The following is a 14,047-nucleotide window of genomic DNA, read 5'->3' on the forward strand; positions in this document are numbered from 1 at the left end:
TTCCCATTTATCCCATACATTTCTTCTTATACGCCGCCGCTGACTGAGCGGCCACTGCGCCATCCGAGCAGGCAGTCACGATCTGCCGGAGCAGCTTGCTGTTACTATCACCGGCACCGAAGATTCCCGGCACCGCCGTCTCCATCCGCTCGTTCGCTTCAATATAACCGTGTGATTCCAGAATGCCGAGACCGGCAAATGGCTCCGTTACCGGCTGAAGCCCGATATATTCGAACGCGCCGTCTCCGTATACTACGATTTCCTCCCCTGTTTTGCTGGAAACCGCACGCAGGCCGGTAAATACAGCCCCAGGCAGAAATTCTTTGATATCAAACCACTCATGGACTTCCACATTGGGCAGAGACTTCAGTTTATCGCAGGCCATCGGGTCTGCGGTGAGATCAAGCATGGTTACCACCGTCACCTTTTTTGCCATTTCCGCCAGGTAGATGGATTCCTCCACCGCGGAATTGCCTCCGCCAATCACGATGACCGATTTATCCCGGTATTTTGCTCCATCACAGATGGCGCACCAGCTAATGGATTTTCCTGCAAAATCCAGCTCATTCGGCACGTGGAGCATACGCGGCTTTGTTCCCGCAGCCAGAATGACTGCCAGGGAACGGTATGTTTTTCCTTCCGCACACGTCACTATCTTTATGGTACCGCAGCCGCCGTCTTCCCGTTCCTCTGTCTCAATTTTCTCCACAGTGCCGTAATCGAATTCGATTCCCAGAGCCTGGGTATGCTCAAACACCTGCATCGCCAGATCGGCTCCATTGACCGAACTGAAGCCCGGATAGTTCTGTATTTCATATGTATTGATGATCTGCCCGCCCGGCGCCAGTTTATCTAAAAGGAGAACGTCAAGATTCGCTCTCTTCGCATATATCGCGGCCGTCATCCCGGCAGGTCCGCTCCCCACAATGATCACATCATATATTTTCATGCTTCCTCTCCTATCTTAAAAATCCAGTCATCATCCAGTACGGATAAATCAGAAACGCCAGGAAAATGATGCTGAGTATTGTGCGGACGGTACAGAATTTCATGGCTTTTTTCATATCAAAGACGTCGTAGCTGAACAGAATCAGGAACAGCGCCCACTCATAGGGGAAGAACAGCTGCTCCACGCCCCATACGAAACTGAAGGTGGTTCCCACCACGCTGAGTCCCAGCTTCGCCGCAATGTCAATAAAGAGCGGTGAAAATGCCGCCATACCGGCCAGAGGAGTCATCATCATATCGGTGATCACACCGGTCAGCCATGCAAACAGGATCAATCCAAAATTTCCGACATTCTGGAGAATCGGCATCATCAGCTCGCTCACCAGACCGGCTACGCCAACGGCATTTGACATGCTTCCGATCGCCATGGTTGCCGCCACGAAGAATACCATCGGGAAATTCACCTGCTTCATATCCTCGATATCCGCAACGTCCACTCCCGGAAGGAAACAGGCGATTACAGCCAGAATAAAGAGCCAGCCTGCGTCAATTCCCGAAAATACCATCGCAATAACGAGTAAAATCAGGATAACCAGAAACTTGATTTCCTTTTTCGACATTTTTCCGAGAGATTCCTGTTTTTCTTTAAAATACTCTTTTCCGTCAATGGAGGCATCCTGTTTAAACAGAATCCGCACCATGATCAGAAGAACGATCAGCCATAAAAGCATGACGGGAAAGTTACTGATAAAATACTGCATCCAGCTGACGCTGTTTCCCGTTTCCTTTAAGTAGGAATTGACCAGCTGAAGGTTCTCGCTTGCGGATAGATACAGCCAGGATGGTGCGATTGCCGCCACGAAACCGGCAAACATGATTCCGGCTCCGGTATTGCTGTTCTTCGGTATCTTTAACGCGTTGTAGATTCCAAAACACAGGGCGCAGTAGAGGGCGACACGACCGGTCATATTGGGGACCAGAAGCCCCACCACGATACCGGACAGTGTGATTCCCGTTATGATCCCCTTATAGGAACCGCCGGATTTTACAATAAAAAAGTACGCGATCCGCTGCATCAGCCCGCTTTTCTCAAAGATCACGGAAAGCGTCAGACCGCCCAGAGACAGCCATACGACCGAACCGGTCCACGGTGACAGGACGACATTGGCGGGGGCCACTCCCCAAAGAATCGCTCCTACCGTTAAGAGCAGGCCGGAAATGTAAACCGGAAGCAGATTCATCGCCCAGGTCAGAATCGCCCACGCGGTGCATACGAAGAATTTTCTCATTTCCAGTGAGACGGCCTCCGTCTGCGGAATTGCAAAGTAAAGGATGCAGGGAACTCCGATTGCGATCCCCCATTTTATAAAAAACTTTAAATCAAACACCGTCTTTTTATCTGCTGTAATCCCCTGTTTGTCCATATTTTTCCCCTTCTCCATTTCTATTCAGCTTATGCCCTGCGGCAGTGCAGCCCCAGGGCATATTGGTATTTATTTTTCAATGGCCTTAAATGCTTCTGTCTGTGCGGTCATTCCACGTTCTGATGCAAGGCGCTCGATGGAGGAGGCGCCGAAGAATCCGTCGATTTCAGGCACATGTTTGATTACGTAGGCGGCATCCTCAGGATCTGCGATCGGGCCGCCATGGCAGATAACCATAATATCCTGGCGCACTTCTCTTCCCGCCTTGATAATCTCCCTGATCTTTACGCAGCAGTCGTCCAGCGTGAGCGCTGTCTCCGCGCCGATGCTTCCCTTGGTGGTCAGTCCCATATGGGCAACCAATATATCCGCTCCGGCTTCCGCCATGGCTTTTGCCTGCTCCGGATCGAAGACGTATGGACAGGTGAGCATATCCAGCTTGTGTGCTTCACGGACCATGTCAACCTCCAGTCCGTATCCCATTCCTGTCTCCTCCAGGTTAGCTCTGAATTTGCCGTCAATTAATCCTACGGTCGGGAAATTCTGCACACCGTTGAAGCCCTGGTCCTTCAGCTGTTTCAGAAACAGGTCCATCACACGGAAAGGATCCGTACCGCAGACACCGGCGAGAACCGGAGTGTTTTTCACGACCGGAAGTACCTCGGAGCCCATTTCCTGTACGATCTTATTGGCATCGCCATACGCCAGCAGCCCTGACAGGGAACCGCGGCCAGCCATACGGAAACGACCGGAATTGTAGATAATCAGCATGTCAGCTCCGCCCTTTTCACTGCATTTCGCCGTAATTCCGGTTCCTGCGCCAACGCCTACCAGGATTCTTCCCTCTTCCACCTCTTTGTGGAATTTTTCCATGATCTCACTTCTTGTCATTCTGTTCATTTTTAAATCCTCCTTGTTCTTATGCTTCTCTTTCCATAAGTTCCATTAATTTTTCAGCCGCACATACGGCAAATTCCTTATCGTTGATGTTGTAATCCAGTTCCATGATCTCAACAGCGTCCCGGTTCACCCCGTCACGCAGTGTCTGAAACAGCACCTGATCTTCCTTTGGTCCGTAGAATGGCTGGCCCTCCGCGTCGATGGCCGATACGCCTTTTAACGGAAGCAGCAGCGCAGTCTTTCCGGAAGCCAGATTCAGCTTCTCAGCCAGCTTTTCTCCAACCTCTCTATTTTCATCGGCCGTGGTCCTCATCAGGGTAACGGTCGGGTTATGTTTATAGAGATTTCTTCCCGCAAATTTCTGCGGAACCGTATCGAACGGCCCGAAATTCACCATATCCATGGCCCCTACGGAAACCACCTGGGGAATCCCGCAGCGGGCCGCCGCCTCACAGCGCGTCTGGCCTGCTGCCAGGACTCCGCCCACCACCTCGTCACACCACTCCGTCGTGGTCAGATCCAGCACGCCCTTAAAGAATCCGGCGTCCGTCAGCGCTTCCATCGTCCGCCCCCCGGTACCGGTCGCATGAAATACCAGGACTTCATACCCATGCGTCTCCAGACACTCCTTTGCAAATCCAACACACGGCGTCGTAACACCGAACATGGTCGCAGCAACCAGAGGCTTGTGATCCCCTATCTCCGGCTTCAGCTCCTCTTTCAGCCTCACCATTCCGCAGACGGCAAGGACTGCATTTCTGAAAATCACCTTTGAGATGGAGTTCAGCCCGGCCACATCTACAATGGACGGCATCATCACAATATCGCTGGTGCCCACATACTGTTCCACGTTGCCGGAAGCCATGGTTGACACCATAAGCTTGGGAACTCCGATGGGCAGCGCCCGCATGGCAGGAGTCACCATGGAAGTTCCCCCTGAACCTCCAAATGACAGAATCCCGTCAAACCTGCCTTCCCCGTACAGCTGCAAAACCAGTGTCTCCATTCCTTTCGACAGCGCCTCTGTCGCCATGGCCCGGTCCTTTCGTTCGACAATGGCACGGATATCGTATCCGGCCGCGGCTGCTACCTCCGCGTTGGACACGTCCGGCGTAAACTCTGGTTCAAACACGCCGGTATGTATGGTTAATGCGTGCAGCCCCAGCTCCTCAACCAGTCCCTTTACGTAGAGATATTCCTTTCCTTTCGTATCAAAGGTTCCTGCGATTGCTATTGTTTTCATGTAAACCTCTCCTTCTTTTCAGCGAAACCCGGCCGTGATTTTCGCTGTATTTCTATCCCCATTTTTGCTTCCCTGCTACAAATATATTGTACACTTCCCTCATTTCCGAATAAATGTTGTTAGTTTATCTTCTCTTGTGTTTATATTTCTAAATGTTGTTGTTTTTATTAACTCTCCTTGTGTTTATATTAGATTTTGAATTTAAAGCGATTTGCAGTGCCTGGAGATGCGTTTTCCCGCTTTTTTACTTTTGGGTACAAAAATGAGAGGCAGCGGTACTTTTGCGGTATCGCTGCCTCTCTGTTCATGATTTGATCTTTTTTCAATTGTATAAAGTGATCTTCTACTTCATATACGCATTGAGAAGAATGGAATCATCCTCTGCATTTACATGGAGCCGTCCCCAGTCAAAAAGCAGGAAGCCCTCCTCGTCCGTTCCAGTCGAAGCGGATTGATAATGTTCCATTAATTCGTCATAGTCATCCTCTGTGGTATTTTCAAATGTCACCGCCAGATAAGACCGATAATCCTTGTTGTCTGATTTCCCAAAAGAAGTAAAATACGTATTTCCCACTGTACCCACCGTTTTTTCCAGAATATCAGGAATATCCGCATCGTCTATATTGGGATAAACACTGCTTGATGTGTTTGCCCTTCCGCCGCATGCGGTCAGGGACAGTGGTATCATGATCAGCAGAACACATGCAAGCATTGTGATCTTCCTTAATTTCCTAAACGTGCAATCTTTCTTAGCGCTCCATATAGAAAGTAATAACCTCCACATTTCCATCCATCTCCTTATTCCCAGTATGAAATCCACATTTTTTCGTATAGAATGCGATGTTCTCCTCTTTATCCGCAGGCGTTTCCAGCGTAATCCGCTTCCAGTCAGGAAAAACGGACAGCATATGCCGAAATGCCCGGGAACCGATTCCCTTCCCCTGATATTCCGGAATAATACATAAACACCCCAGATGGTACTGTCCATCTCCTCTGTTCACGAGAGAAATCACACCAGCAGGGACTTCCTTACTCAAAATAATGTATTTGGGAAATCCGGCAATGGATAATTCCATCGCTTCCTTCGTCTTCCCATACGCCGGGCATTCCCCGTAGCGAATGTAATCCGCATGGAAGGCCGCATTATACATTTCAATCAGAAGTTCCGCGTCGTCCTGCACGGCTTTTCTATAATTCAGTTCCATTTTATCCTGCCTTCCATCATAGCCTCATTTGGCTTACGATATTTTCCACCTGCATATCCAGCATTTCCGCCACGTGTTTGGCGACAGCGCGATGCCCCGCCGGATTACCCGCATAGCCCAGAGGAGCAGCCTCCCTGATTACACTGCCGCCCTGGAGCCATTTTTCCATGCCTTCCTCATTCAGCGATGATGAGACCAACTGTTCCGCAGTCTCCAAATCAACCAGTTCCGGACAAAAATAATGAAGAACCGCAGTCTCAAACGCACCTGCATGAATATCCTGCAAGCCGTGTTCTGAAGGTTCCTCCTCTTCAAACCACTCCACTGGATAGTCCGGATCCACAACCAACAGAAAATTCTCATCTCCCCGCCAGCCATACAGTGGTAAATCCATTGCATTCACGACCAGTTTGACCGAAAGATCCAGCTTTTCATTTACTTCTTTAATTGTTTCAATAATACTGTTTACATGGCAGGAATCTCCATGATAGTTAAAGCAGTATACCTGGCGGAAGGAAAAATCCTTTACATTTTCAAATATTTCAAACAGCACCTGCCTCATAGTCTCCGGCTTCAGCGAAAATGTCCCCGGAAAGCTCCCGGTACAGTGATTCACTCCCCAATAGTACGGCGGAAGTATCACGCTCTCTTTCCCCATATGCTTTCGTTTTTCCTTCACAATCCTGCACATCGCATAACTCCAGTAAATATCAGCGCCTAACGGAAGATGCGGTCCATGCTCTTCAATGACACCCAGAGGAAAAAGTGCCGGTATATTCTCAGCCCCCTGTTTCTGGACTTCCTGCCAGTTCTCCTCAGCCATTGTCTTCTGAAAAATCGATTGAAACATATCATTCCCCTCCTAAAGTGTTGAAATTATCTGAAATTCCTATTCGGATTAACTCCTCGATGTATTTGGGCGTAAATGCTGCATACCGATCAGATACATCAAATGGTATTGCCAGATCGCGTACGCCCTTACGGCTGTCTTTTGTAATTCTTAAAACCGGACAATACATATTACAATCTGCAAGAAAGGAATGGTCATCCGCCAATATATGGACCACCGGTTCGCCCCCGGCCCCCGCCTCTGCAAACCACCAGTACACGTTCCCGTCTATCATAATTTTCCGCTTACCTTTTTTACTGACTCCCACAACTCCTCCTTTTATGAAAATACTTCCGGCTTGACTCCCCATTAAAACTCCAATAGCGGAATGACATTTATGACCGGTTCCTCATATGGGTGAATCTTTTTAACCGTATTGACCGCATTCTCTGCCAGTTCAACCGGACAGCGCACCTCCATTTTGACTTCAGTGCCGCAGCAAATTTCTCCAATTGCCCCGTTAAAGGGATTGCTGTTTTCCAATGGTCTCCACGTCCCCTTTATACTATGGTAAGAGACCACGTGATCGTAGTTACCGACCCGGCATGCACCGATCCGCACCAGCGCCTCCCGTATTGGTTCAACATACGCTTCCGGCACGTACAGTTCCATTTTCACATTTTTCACGTCGACAGTCATAAGCTTCCTCCTGAATGCAGCTGCATTTTCCATGAAATGATGACACCTCATTTCAAAAAATCCACGATCCAGCCCTTGACCTTTTCCGGCAGAACGTGCATATGGCCGCTGTCCTTTAATTCATATACCTTACAATTTGGAAATAGCTGTTTTGCTCTGGGCAGCACCTTTTTCGCCGGAAATAAACAATCCTTTTCCGAAGCAATGACAAGTGTTGGAGCATGATATCCCGATAGTTTCCTTCTCTCTATATTTGTCGGCATACCGACTTTTGTTTTTACATGTTCAAAGCTGTCTTTTAATATATCTAAGGTGTCTTTATCAAGAACCTCTCTGTGTAATGCCATATAGAGCGCAGTCTTAATCAGATACTTCTCCTTCTTCGTAATGCGGTACTGTAATAGAGGTATCATCATTCTGACAGAGGATACCGGCACCGCGTTATGGATACCTGCAGGTACAATAAAAACGGCTTTTTCAACTTTTTGCGGAGCCGTACATAACAGCTTTGCCAGGATACCGCCGCCAAACGAGCCCCCAAAACAGGCAATCCGGTCATATCCGATTTTTTCAATCACTTCGCCTGCCCATCGCCCATAGTCGTATCCTCTGGGAGACAGACAGACTTCATCACTCTTTCCCGGATGTCCGATTGTGTCAACCGCATAGATATGGAAATCCGCCAGGAGGAAACGGCACAACAGCAAATTATAGGAAGAGGTACTGTTTCCACCATGAAAAACGAGTAATGGCCTTCCCTCCTTGTTTCCCGTATCAACGATATGAGTCTTGCCGAAGGATGTATCTGCATAGATATCGGAAAATGGCAGCTGCAGTTTCGCAAGCTGTCTGTCATATAATTCCAGCGATTTTCTTCGCCCTGCCTCTGATTTATATATGCTCATGACTTTCCCTCCCTTTCCTTGCATATTCCACCGGCGGAATGCCCGTATACTTCTTAAACATTCTGGAAAACTGGGCGTAATCTTCATATCCTACCATGGCGGCAACCTCCTTGCAGGAGGCATTTTTCTGCTCGAACAATTCCTTCGCCTTGTTCATACGGAACCGCACCAGATACTCTGTGAAGCTGCATCCGACTTCCTTCTTAAATTTGACACTTAAATAAGAACCTGACACGTGGGCTACCACCGCCAAATCCCTCAGCTGAATTTCCTTCATATAGTGCTCTTCGATATATTTTTTCACAAATTCCACGTAATCGCCCGGATTCCAGTTTCCGTTCAGAAGCTTAGACATGGGGTCTTTTTCGTCAAAGCTTCCGTAGCTTTTGAACGCCTTCGTCGTATTTAAAATCGCCCGTTCCGTAGGAATCCGGTCGAAGGTTGAACCGCCTATGTAGCCCTGACATTTTGTATTCTGGTACAGATACAGCATGTCGATCGGCGTATTGGCCGGTCCGGCATAGATCATCTTTATGACATCGCTTCGAATCTCGTCACTGGCATTGAATATCTCGTCCGATATCTTTCTCGCATCATTGATGGAGATGTACTTTTTCGCCCCCAGAAATCCGCCCTTGGTCAGCCCCAGATGAGCGCAGATCACATCGGCTCCGGCCAGCGTCATCTTCCTGGCCTGCTCCGCGTCCACGACAAAAGCAATGGTGAATAAATCAAGAAAGTGAGCCAGCTTAATGGCCTCCACTTCCTTCTCATAGGTATTCCCCTCTTCGCTCAGTGCTTCCCCGAACTTCCCGTCAATCAGTGACAGCGTCGGGTAATTTACAACGCCGGAAAAACCATTTTCACGGATCTTTTGCAGATAATCATAGAGATTGATCATCGGATCACTGGCAAACAGGCCAAAAAGCACCGGCGTATCCTTTATGATTGGCAGCAGTTCATTGCAGCCCATATCCATCACGATCGTGTTGCTGTCGCCATAACACAGATAGCTGGAGAAGGAGCTTCTTCCCATAATCCTGAACTTCCCGGCGCTCAGCGCCAGAAGTAAATCCGCCCCTCCCATGGCCGAATATCTGGCAGTCATGCCCGAGCCTGCCACCGTACCTATAATGTGTCCATTTACGTTGATCTGCGCGCGAAGGCGCTTTAGAATTTCATTTCTGGGAATCATTTTGCCTCCTGGGAGTATGTCATGTTCCTTGTATATCATGTTCCTTGTATTTTACCGCGTTGTAGGGGAAATGTAAACGTGTTGGGAAAAGATTGCTTCCTCTGTCGTAACAGTTTAACCTCTGTCAGTACAAAAAAACCGGGGGCTTCCGCCCCCGGATCACTATCCATCTGAAAATATTTAACAAAGACTACACTCTTCTATATTCCAACGGCAGATCATATCCAAACGTCCGTTTTCCGTTCACCTCAAAGGTCTCTGAGACCTCCAGCACCTCACTGTCGAATCTCTCCTCCAGCTTAAATTTCAGCACCGGCGAAAACATGCTGACACCTTTTCCCACAAAGGCTCCGTTCTCCTCGTGATAAATGATCGGCGTGAACTTCTCTGAAATCTTCAGACTTTCCCATGCAGTCTCTTTTAAGTTGTCGCTGGTAAAGTTCTCCTTCGTGTATCCCTCCGGCATATCGTAGGAAGTCAGCTTGATGCCTCCCTCTTCCTCCGTAAACAGGAACAGATGCGGCATTGCATTCGTCTTGCCGTCCGTCGTATAATAGCTCTCCTCCAGAACGAATACTCCAGAAAAATCTGCCGGCAGCCCCGTTATCCGGTCATTGCACACGGTATTCCTGTGCTCCGCCCTGGGATAACCGGTGATCCCTTCTCTTTCGAACCGTTCCAGCTGCTGCGAATTATCAAAATGGCCTGTTAAGTAACCAATCAATCGTTCCATCATCGTCATATGGCATTCTCCTTTCGTATCACATCATTTTCCAGAAATCAGCCATATCATACCACGATAGTAGGAAACTGTAAATAATTCTCAGGGAAAGATCACAAAAGTTTCACACTCTGGCGGTCCTTCCTATTTATAATCGTCTACGTCAAACTCCCGGTCTTTGAAATAGTATTTCCGGTCTTCTTCCGTAATGTAGCGGATCACACGGCAGGGATTGCCCACGGCTATCGCATTATCAGGAATATCCTTTGTCACAACGCTGCCGGAACCGATTACAACGTTATTGCCGATATGGACGCCCGGATTGATGACGGAATTTCCGCCGACCCAGACATTATCCCCGATTGTCACGCCGATTCCGTACTCATATCCACTGTTTCTCGAATCGGGATGAACCGGATGGCCAGCCGTATAGACCGCCACATTGGGGGCAAACATGACATTTTCGCCGATTACCACCTTTGCCACATCCAGGATAACACAGTTGAAATTCGCATAGAAATTATTTCCGGCTTCAATGTGGGTTCCATAATCACAGCGGAACGGCGCCTCCACAAAGATATTCTCACCCGTTTTTCCGAAGATCTCACGGATCAGCGCATCTTTCTCTTTTTCCGCCTCCGGAGGCAGATTGTTATAGCGGTGAACCCGTTTTCTGCTCTCCTTCCGCTCCTCCTCGAGTCCATCCTCCCACGCCTTATATGGCAGTTCGCTTAACATTCTTTCTCTCTGATTCATCTTTACTTCCTCCTCATGTTCGATTCTGTCTCTGTTTCATCACTGTTTCAACACTTCTTCATCTTTATTCCATTTCTTCCCACAGCGCTTCCAGGGCCAGCCGCTTCATTCCTTCTTCGTAATCCCGTTCCAGATTTTCTGCGAAGATAAGATCCATATGGAATTTTCCTTCCAGAAGCTTCCCGCTGTATGCCCTCAGCTGCTCCTGCAGCTCCCCTGTAAAGAAATCACCATAAAATATGAGCGTTTCCGGAGCTACCGTAAACCCATACACCGCGGTCAGCAGCTTTAGGTTCTCCAGGACGTCGTTCTCTCGCCCATAATCCAGTGAATCCCATGAAACCGGCACGGGAAGACCGGCGAGCTCGCCAGCACAGTGGGACGTTCCATAATAGATCTTCCCCTGAATTACGAGTCCTGCGCCCGGCGGATAAATTCTCGGGAGATAGATTCCCGCCACCGTAGCCTTTTCCACGTCCCCTTCCCGGCAGGCGCCGTAGGTCATGGCATTGATATCGTTCTCGAAGACTACCGGAAGATGGTAGCGCTCCTTATAATGGGCCATAAATTCCGGCCCGACGAGCGCCTGGTAATCATGAATGGTCACCACATCATCCACGACCTCCCCCGGGAGCCCAAAAGCCAGCAGACCGATTTCCGGAAAACGGCCGATCACATCGTCGAGAACCGCCTCAAAGCTCTCCAACAGGATCTCGTCGAAATACTCTTCTTTCCGCCATACACACTCGCCCATCAGATTGACGACAGCCAGATGCATCAGATTTCTTCCTTCACTCTGATGGCCGTACAGCAGCACCGCATACCGGTAATCCGGCCGGTACTGGTACCGCGTGCTGGGGCGTCCTCCCCCGGAAGGGGCCAGCCCCGACTGCACAACCTCCCCTGTCTTCAACAAATCCTCCAGAAGGCTGTTGATCGTGACCACACTCAGTCCGGTACGGTCCGCCAGCTCAGGCTTGGTCGCCTCCTTACACTGCCGGAGGATCCGGCGAAGCTGCCGCTTATTCAATTCCTTCATCAGCTTTGCATCCGCTCCCATGCGCGCCTCCTTTCCTATGCAGAAGTTTTATCAGCTCCCATTACTAAAATATCTTTATAAAGTCTCTTTCATAAGTTATCACAGAAAAAGGAATCTGTCAATCGAATTTGCTTTAAGCCAGATTCCTTTTTGTAGGATACTCAGGTTAAAAGGATCGCCGTTCTTTAGAATCCGGAGGTCCGCCGTCATTCATGCAGCCGTTTAATAATCTTAAATATAATCGTTCCCTCCATCACCAGCGGCTGGGAATGTGCGAAAAACACGATTCCATCGGCCGGAGAGAGAATCTGGCTGATCACTTCCCCTTCATAGGGGTCGATAATCTCCGCCAGCACATCACCCCGCGCGACCTCTTCGCCCGGCCGGAAACGCGGTTTATAGAGTCCGGCCCGGTCGGTCCTGACGCTGGCGAGATCGCCCTCCTCGATCACCGTGGCGATATAACCGCTGTGGCTCTGATAGCGCACCATTCCCATCCGTGTGAGAAAGCGCAGCACCGCCGCCACCGCCCGCTTCGCCGACTCTTCGTCAATCTTATCGGTAGCGCTGGAGTACACGGAAAACGCATTGGTCTGATTCATCTGCCAGTTATAGTTTAACGTCGTCGTGTCAAACGGACTCACCTTCCGGACCACCACATAGGGCAGACCGAATAAGTTCGCCAGGCTCGGGTTCTGGTAGCCCGTGTCCATCATCCGCACATGCGGTACAAAGTCACCGGGTATGTAGAAACTCGTAAACTGTATGCCATAATTATACTGGCGCGCCACATCGAAGACACCGGAGGCGATCCGTTTCGTCGTCTCTCCGCCCGGATCCCCCGGATACATGCGGTTGATATCCGTATCATCGGTGGGCCAGAACCGCTTGCTGATATTCATGGAGGACGGATTGACGGAAGGGATCACCAGAATCTCGTTATTTTTTACGATCGCTCCCCGCTCCTCCAGCTCCTTTAATTTCCTGACCAGCTGGGAGCAGATGTAGAGCTGCTGAATTTCATTGCCACGGCAGGCGCCCACGATGCAGGCCGATTTCTCACCTTTTCCGAAATGATATCCGTAGATATTCATGTCCGCCCGGTACAAATTCTTCAGGGTATAGATGACTTCCTTCCTCATTCGCCCTCACCTCCCAGCACACGTGCGATCAGAGAGCCGTTGGAGACCACCGGATATTCCCGTAGTGTAAAGATCATGCCCTCCACCGGGGATACCACCGTCTCCAGAACAGTCCCGTCAAGAGGATTTAAGATCTCCCCGATCCGTTCCCCCACTCCCACCATCCCCTGGTGCTCCATCGATGGAAGGAAGATTCCCGCCGTATTGGCGTGAACCAGACCGATTTTTCTGTTATCCGAGGTCATGGGTTCCTTCGGAGCGATCGTCTCCCCTTCCCAGATGCCGAGCCGCTTCATCAGACACAGAATCCCCTCCGTCAGCCGGAGTCCGTAGCTCTTCGTAATCCTCATGCCCACGCCCATTTCCACCACAACCGTAGGCACGCCACTGGTATTCAGCCCGTGAGCCAGCGTGGATTCCAGGACAGTAGCCGCCCCGTGAACCCAGATAAAATCCGTATTCAGCAGCTTTGCGTAGGGAAGCAGCTGTTCTGCCGTCCCCTCACTCATGCGCACCTGCAGGATCTCGCGCAGGAAAATATTGCTGGCATGAATATCCACACAGAAATCCGCCCCTGAAATATCTTCCATAATCTGGGTAGCGATATGCTCCGTCACCGCCCCCTCCTCACTTCCCGGGAATATCCGGTTCATGTCGATATCAAACCCGGGGACGCCTCTCGTAATGGAATCCACGCCCAGCGGATTCATGGCCGGATAAATATCCACGATCCCCTTTACCCGTTCCTTCTGTTCCCTTAAAATCCGGTTCAGCTCATAGCAGACGTACTGTCCCTCCAGTTCATCCCCGTGTATGCCGGTCACGATGCAGATCCGTTTTTCATTTCCTGTCATTTTCTCCGGCTGTATTCTGTTTTTAAAGATCGTAAGCCGCTCGTCAATCGCGAGCCCTACGGATGCCACAGTCTCTATCATTTATCTCATCACCCTTTTCGGAAGCTGCTTCTTTACAATTCCAGTTAAGGATACCGCAGGCACCAAAAAAGGTCAAGCAAAAGGCGCAGGAATCAGATAGAGTATC

The 14,047-nt window shown here is 49.6% G+C and carries 16 protein-coding genes; all 16 read right to left on the reverse strand.

Annotation, left to right across the window (positions count from 1 at the left end; all coding sequences use genetic code 11):
• Positions 1 to 7: 7 nt before the first annotated feature.
• The 16 genes from H8S80_RS18715 to H8S80_RS18790 all read right to left on the reverse strand — a co-directional run bounded on the left by H8S80_RS18715 (position 8) and on the right by H8S80_RS18790 (position 13,941).
• On the reverse strand, positions 8 to 949 hold the full coding sequence (locus H8S80_RS18715; RefSeq protein ID WP_117621385.1) for an NAD(P)/FAD-dependent oxidoreductase: 942 nt from the start codon (positions 947 to 949) through the stop codon (positions 8 to 10).
• Between the two features lie 10 nt (positions 950 to 959).
• The gene (locus tag H8S80_RS18720) at positions 960 to 2,372 is read right to left on the reverse strand and encodes an SLC13 family permease (RefSeq protein ID WP_243007864.1); all 1,413 of its coding nucleotides are present in this window, start codon (positions 2,370 to 2,372) and stop codon (positions 960 to 962) included.
• A gap of 69 nt (positions 2,373 to 2,441) precedes the next feature.
• Positions 2,442 to 3,272, reverse strand: a complete 831-nt coding sequence (locus tag H8S80_RS18725) for a phosphoenolpyruvate hydrolase family protein (RefSeq protein ID WP_110321500.1) — start codon at positions 3,270 to 3,272, stop codon at positions 2,442 to 2,444.
• Positions 3,273 to 3,291: 19 nt separating this feature from the next.
• Positions 3,292 to 4,515 carry a Tm-1-like ATP-binding domain-containing protein gene (locus tag H8S80_RS18730; RefSeq protein WP_117621387.1) on the reverse strand — a complete coding sequence of 408 codons (1,224 nt, stop codon included), beginning with the start codon at positions 4,513 to 4,515 and terminating at the stop codon, positions 3,292 to 3,294.
• Between the two features lie 343 nt (positions 4,516 to 4,858).
• Positions 4,859 to 5,227 carry a hypothetical protein gene (locus H8S80_RS18735; RefSeq protein ID WP_038256803.1) on the reverse strand — a complete coding sequence of 123 codons (369 nt, stop codon included), beginning with the start codon at positions 5,225 to 5,227 and terminating at the stop codon, positions 4,859 to 4,861.
• A 37-nt stretch (positions 5,228 to 5,264) separates the two neighbouring features.
• On the reverse strand, positions 5,265 to 5,720 hold the full coding sequence (locus H8S80_RS18740) for a GNAT family N-acetyltransferase (protein WP_117621388.1): 456 nt from the start codon (positions 5,718 to 5,720) through the stop codon (positions 5,265 to 5,267).
• Between the two features lie 16 nt (positions 5,721 to 5,736).
• Positions 5,737 to 6,570, reverse strand: coding sequence for a creatininase family protein (locus H8S80_RS18745; RefSeq protein WP_117621389.1), 834 nt, complete (start codon positions 6,568 to 6,570; stop codon positions 5,737 to 5,739).
• A 1-nt stretch (position 6,571) separates the two neighbouring features.
• Positions 6,572 to 6,877, reverse strand: coding sequence for a hypothetical protein (locus H8S80_RS18750; protein WP_147338533.1), 306 nt, complete (start codon positions 6,875 to 6,877; stop codon positions 6,572 to 6,574).
• Positions 6,878 to 6,918: 41 nt separating this feature from the next.
• Positions 6,919 to 7,248, reverse strand: a complete 330-nt coding sequence (locus tag H8S80_RS18755; protein ID WP_117621391.1) for a YqfO family protein — start codon at positions 7,246 to 7,248, stop codon at positions 6,919 to 6,921.
• 47 nt (positions 7,249 to 7,295) lie between these two features.
• Positions 7,296 to 8,153: an alpha/beta fold hydrolase gene (locus tag H8S80_RS18760; protein ID WP_029465494.1), complete on the reverse strand. Its 858-nt coding sequence runs from the start codon at positions 8,151 to 8,153 to the stop codon at positions 7,296 to 7,298.
• Positions 8,140 to 9,348 (reverse strand): phosphoenolpyruvate hydrolase family protein, encoded by a 1,209-nt coding sequence (locus H8S80_RS18765; RefSeq protein ID WP_117621392.1) that lies wholly within the window; start codon positions 9,346 to 9,348, stop codon positions 8,140 to 8,142. The genes H8S80_RS18760 and H8S80_RS18765 overlap by 14 nt, the downstream gene beginning before the upstream one ends.
• Positions 9,349 to 9,538: 190 nt before the next feature.
• Positions 9,539 to 10,090: a hypothetical protein gene (locus H8S80_RS18770; protein WP_025529536.1), complete on the reverse strand. Its 552-nt coding sequence runs from the start codon at positions 10,088 to 10,090 to the stop codon at positions 9,539 to 9,541.
• A 123-nt stretch (positions 10,091 to 10,213) separates the two neighbouring features.
• Positions 10,214 to 10,825 carry a sugar O-acetyltransferase gene (locus tag H8S80_RS18775; RefSeq protein ID WP_002601086.1) on the reverse strand — a complete coding sequence of 204 codons (612 nt, stop codon included), beginning with the start codon at positions 10,823 to 10,825 and terminating at the stop codon, positions 10,214 to 10,216.
• 64 nt (positions 10,826 to 10,889) lie between these two features.
• Positions 10,890 to 11,885, reverse strand: a complete 996-nt coding sequence (locus H8S80_RS18780) for an ROK family protein (RefSeq protein WP_117621393.1) — start codon at positions 11,883 to 11,885, stop codon at positions 10,890 to 10,892.
• 185 nt (positions 11,886 to 12,070) lie between these two features.
• Positions 12,071 to 13,006: a M14 family metallopeptidase gene (locus tag H8S80_RS18785; protein WP_117621394.1), complete on the reverse strand. Its 936-nt coding sequence runs from the start codon at positions 13,004 to 13,006 to the stop codon at positions 12,071 to 12,073.
• The gene (locus H8S80_RS18790) at positions 13,003 to 13,941 is read right to left on the reverse strand and encodes a M14 family metallopeptidase (RefSeq protein WP_117621395.1); all 939 of its coding nucleotides are present in this window, start codon (positions 13,939 to 13,941) and stop codon (positions 13,003 to 13,005) included. The genes H8S80_RS18785 and H8S80_RS18790 overlap by 4 nt, the downstream gene beginning before the upstream one ends.
• Positions 13,942 to 14,047 lie beyond the last annotated feature (106 nt).

This window comes from Hungatella sp. L36, from assembly GCF_014288035.1.

Bases quoted from the DNA above. Each gene is read 5' to 3' on its own strand.
- H8S80_RS18715 (WP_117621385.1), bottom strand. From the start codon at position 949: ATGAAAATATATGATGTGATCATTGTGGGGAGCGGACCTGCCGGGATG.
- H8S80_RS18720 (WP_243007864.1), bottom strand. From the start codon at position 2,372: ATGGACAAACAGGGGATTACAGCAGATAAAAAGACGGTGTTTGATTTA.
- H8S80_RS18725 (WP_110321500.1), bottom strand. From the start codon at position 3,272: ATGAACAGAATGACAAGAAGTGAGATCATGGAAAAATTCCACAAAGAG.
- H8S80_RS18730 (WP_117621387.1), bottom strand. From the start codon at position 4,515: ATGAAAACAATAGCAATCGCAGGAACCTTTGATACGAAAGGAAAGGAA.
- H8S80_RS18735 (WP_038256803.1), bottom strand. From the start codon at position 5,227: ATGCTTGCATGTGTTCTGCTGATCATGATACCACTGTCCCTGACCGCA.
- H8S80_RS18740 (WP_117621388.1), bottom strand. From the start codon at position 5,720: ATGGAACTGAATTATAGAAAAGCCGTGCAGGACGACGCGGAACTTCTG.
- H8S80_RS18745 (WP_117621389.1), bottom strand. From the start codon at position 6,570: ATGTTTCAATCGATTTTTCAGAAGACAATGGCTGAGGAGAACTGGCAG.
- H8S80_RS18755 (WP_117621391.1), bottom strand. From the start codon at position 7,248: ATGACTGTCGACGTGAAAAATGTGAAAATGGAACTGTACGTGCCGGAA.
- H8S80_RS18760 (WP_029465494.1), bottom strand. From the start codon at position 8,153: ATGAGCATATATAAATCAGAGGCAGGGCGAAGAAAATCGCTGGAATTA.
- H8S80_RS18765 (WP_117621392.1), bottom strand. From the start codon at position 9,348: ATGATTCCCAGAAATGAAATTCTAAAGCGCCTTCGCGCGCAGATCAAC.
- H8S80_RS18770 (WP_025529536.1), bottom strand. From the start codon at position 10,090: ATGACGATGATGGAACGATTGATTGGTTACTTAACAGGCCATTTTGAT.
- H8S80_RS18775 (WP_002601086.1), bottom strand. From the start codon at position 10,825: ATGAATCAGAGAGAAAGAATGTTAAGCGAACTGCCATATAAGGCGTGG.
- H8S80_RS18780 (WP_117621393.1), bottom strand. From the start codon at position 11,885: ATGGGAGCGGATGCAAAGCTGATGAAGGAATTGAATAAGCGGCAGCTT.
- H8S80_RS18785 (WP_117621394.1), bottom strand. From the start codon at position 13,006: ATGAGGAAGGAAGTCATCTATACCCTGAAGAATTTGTACCGGGCGGAC.
- H8S80_RS18790 (WP_117621395.1), bottom strand. From the start codon at position 13,941: ATGATAGAGACTGTGGCATCCGTAGGGCTCGCGATTGACGAGCGGCTT.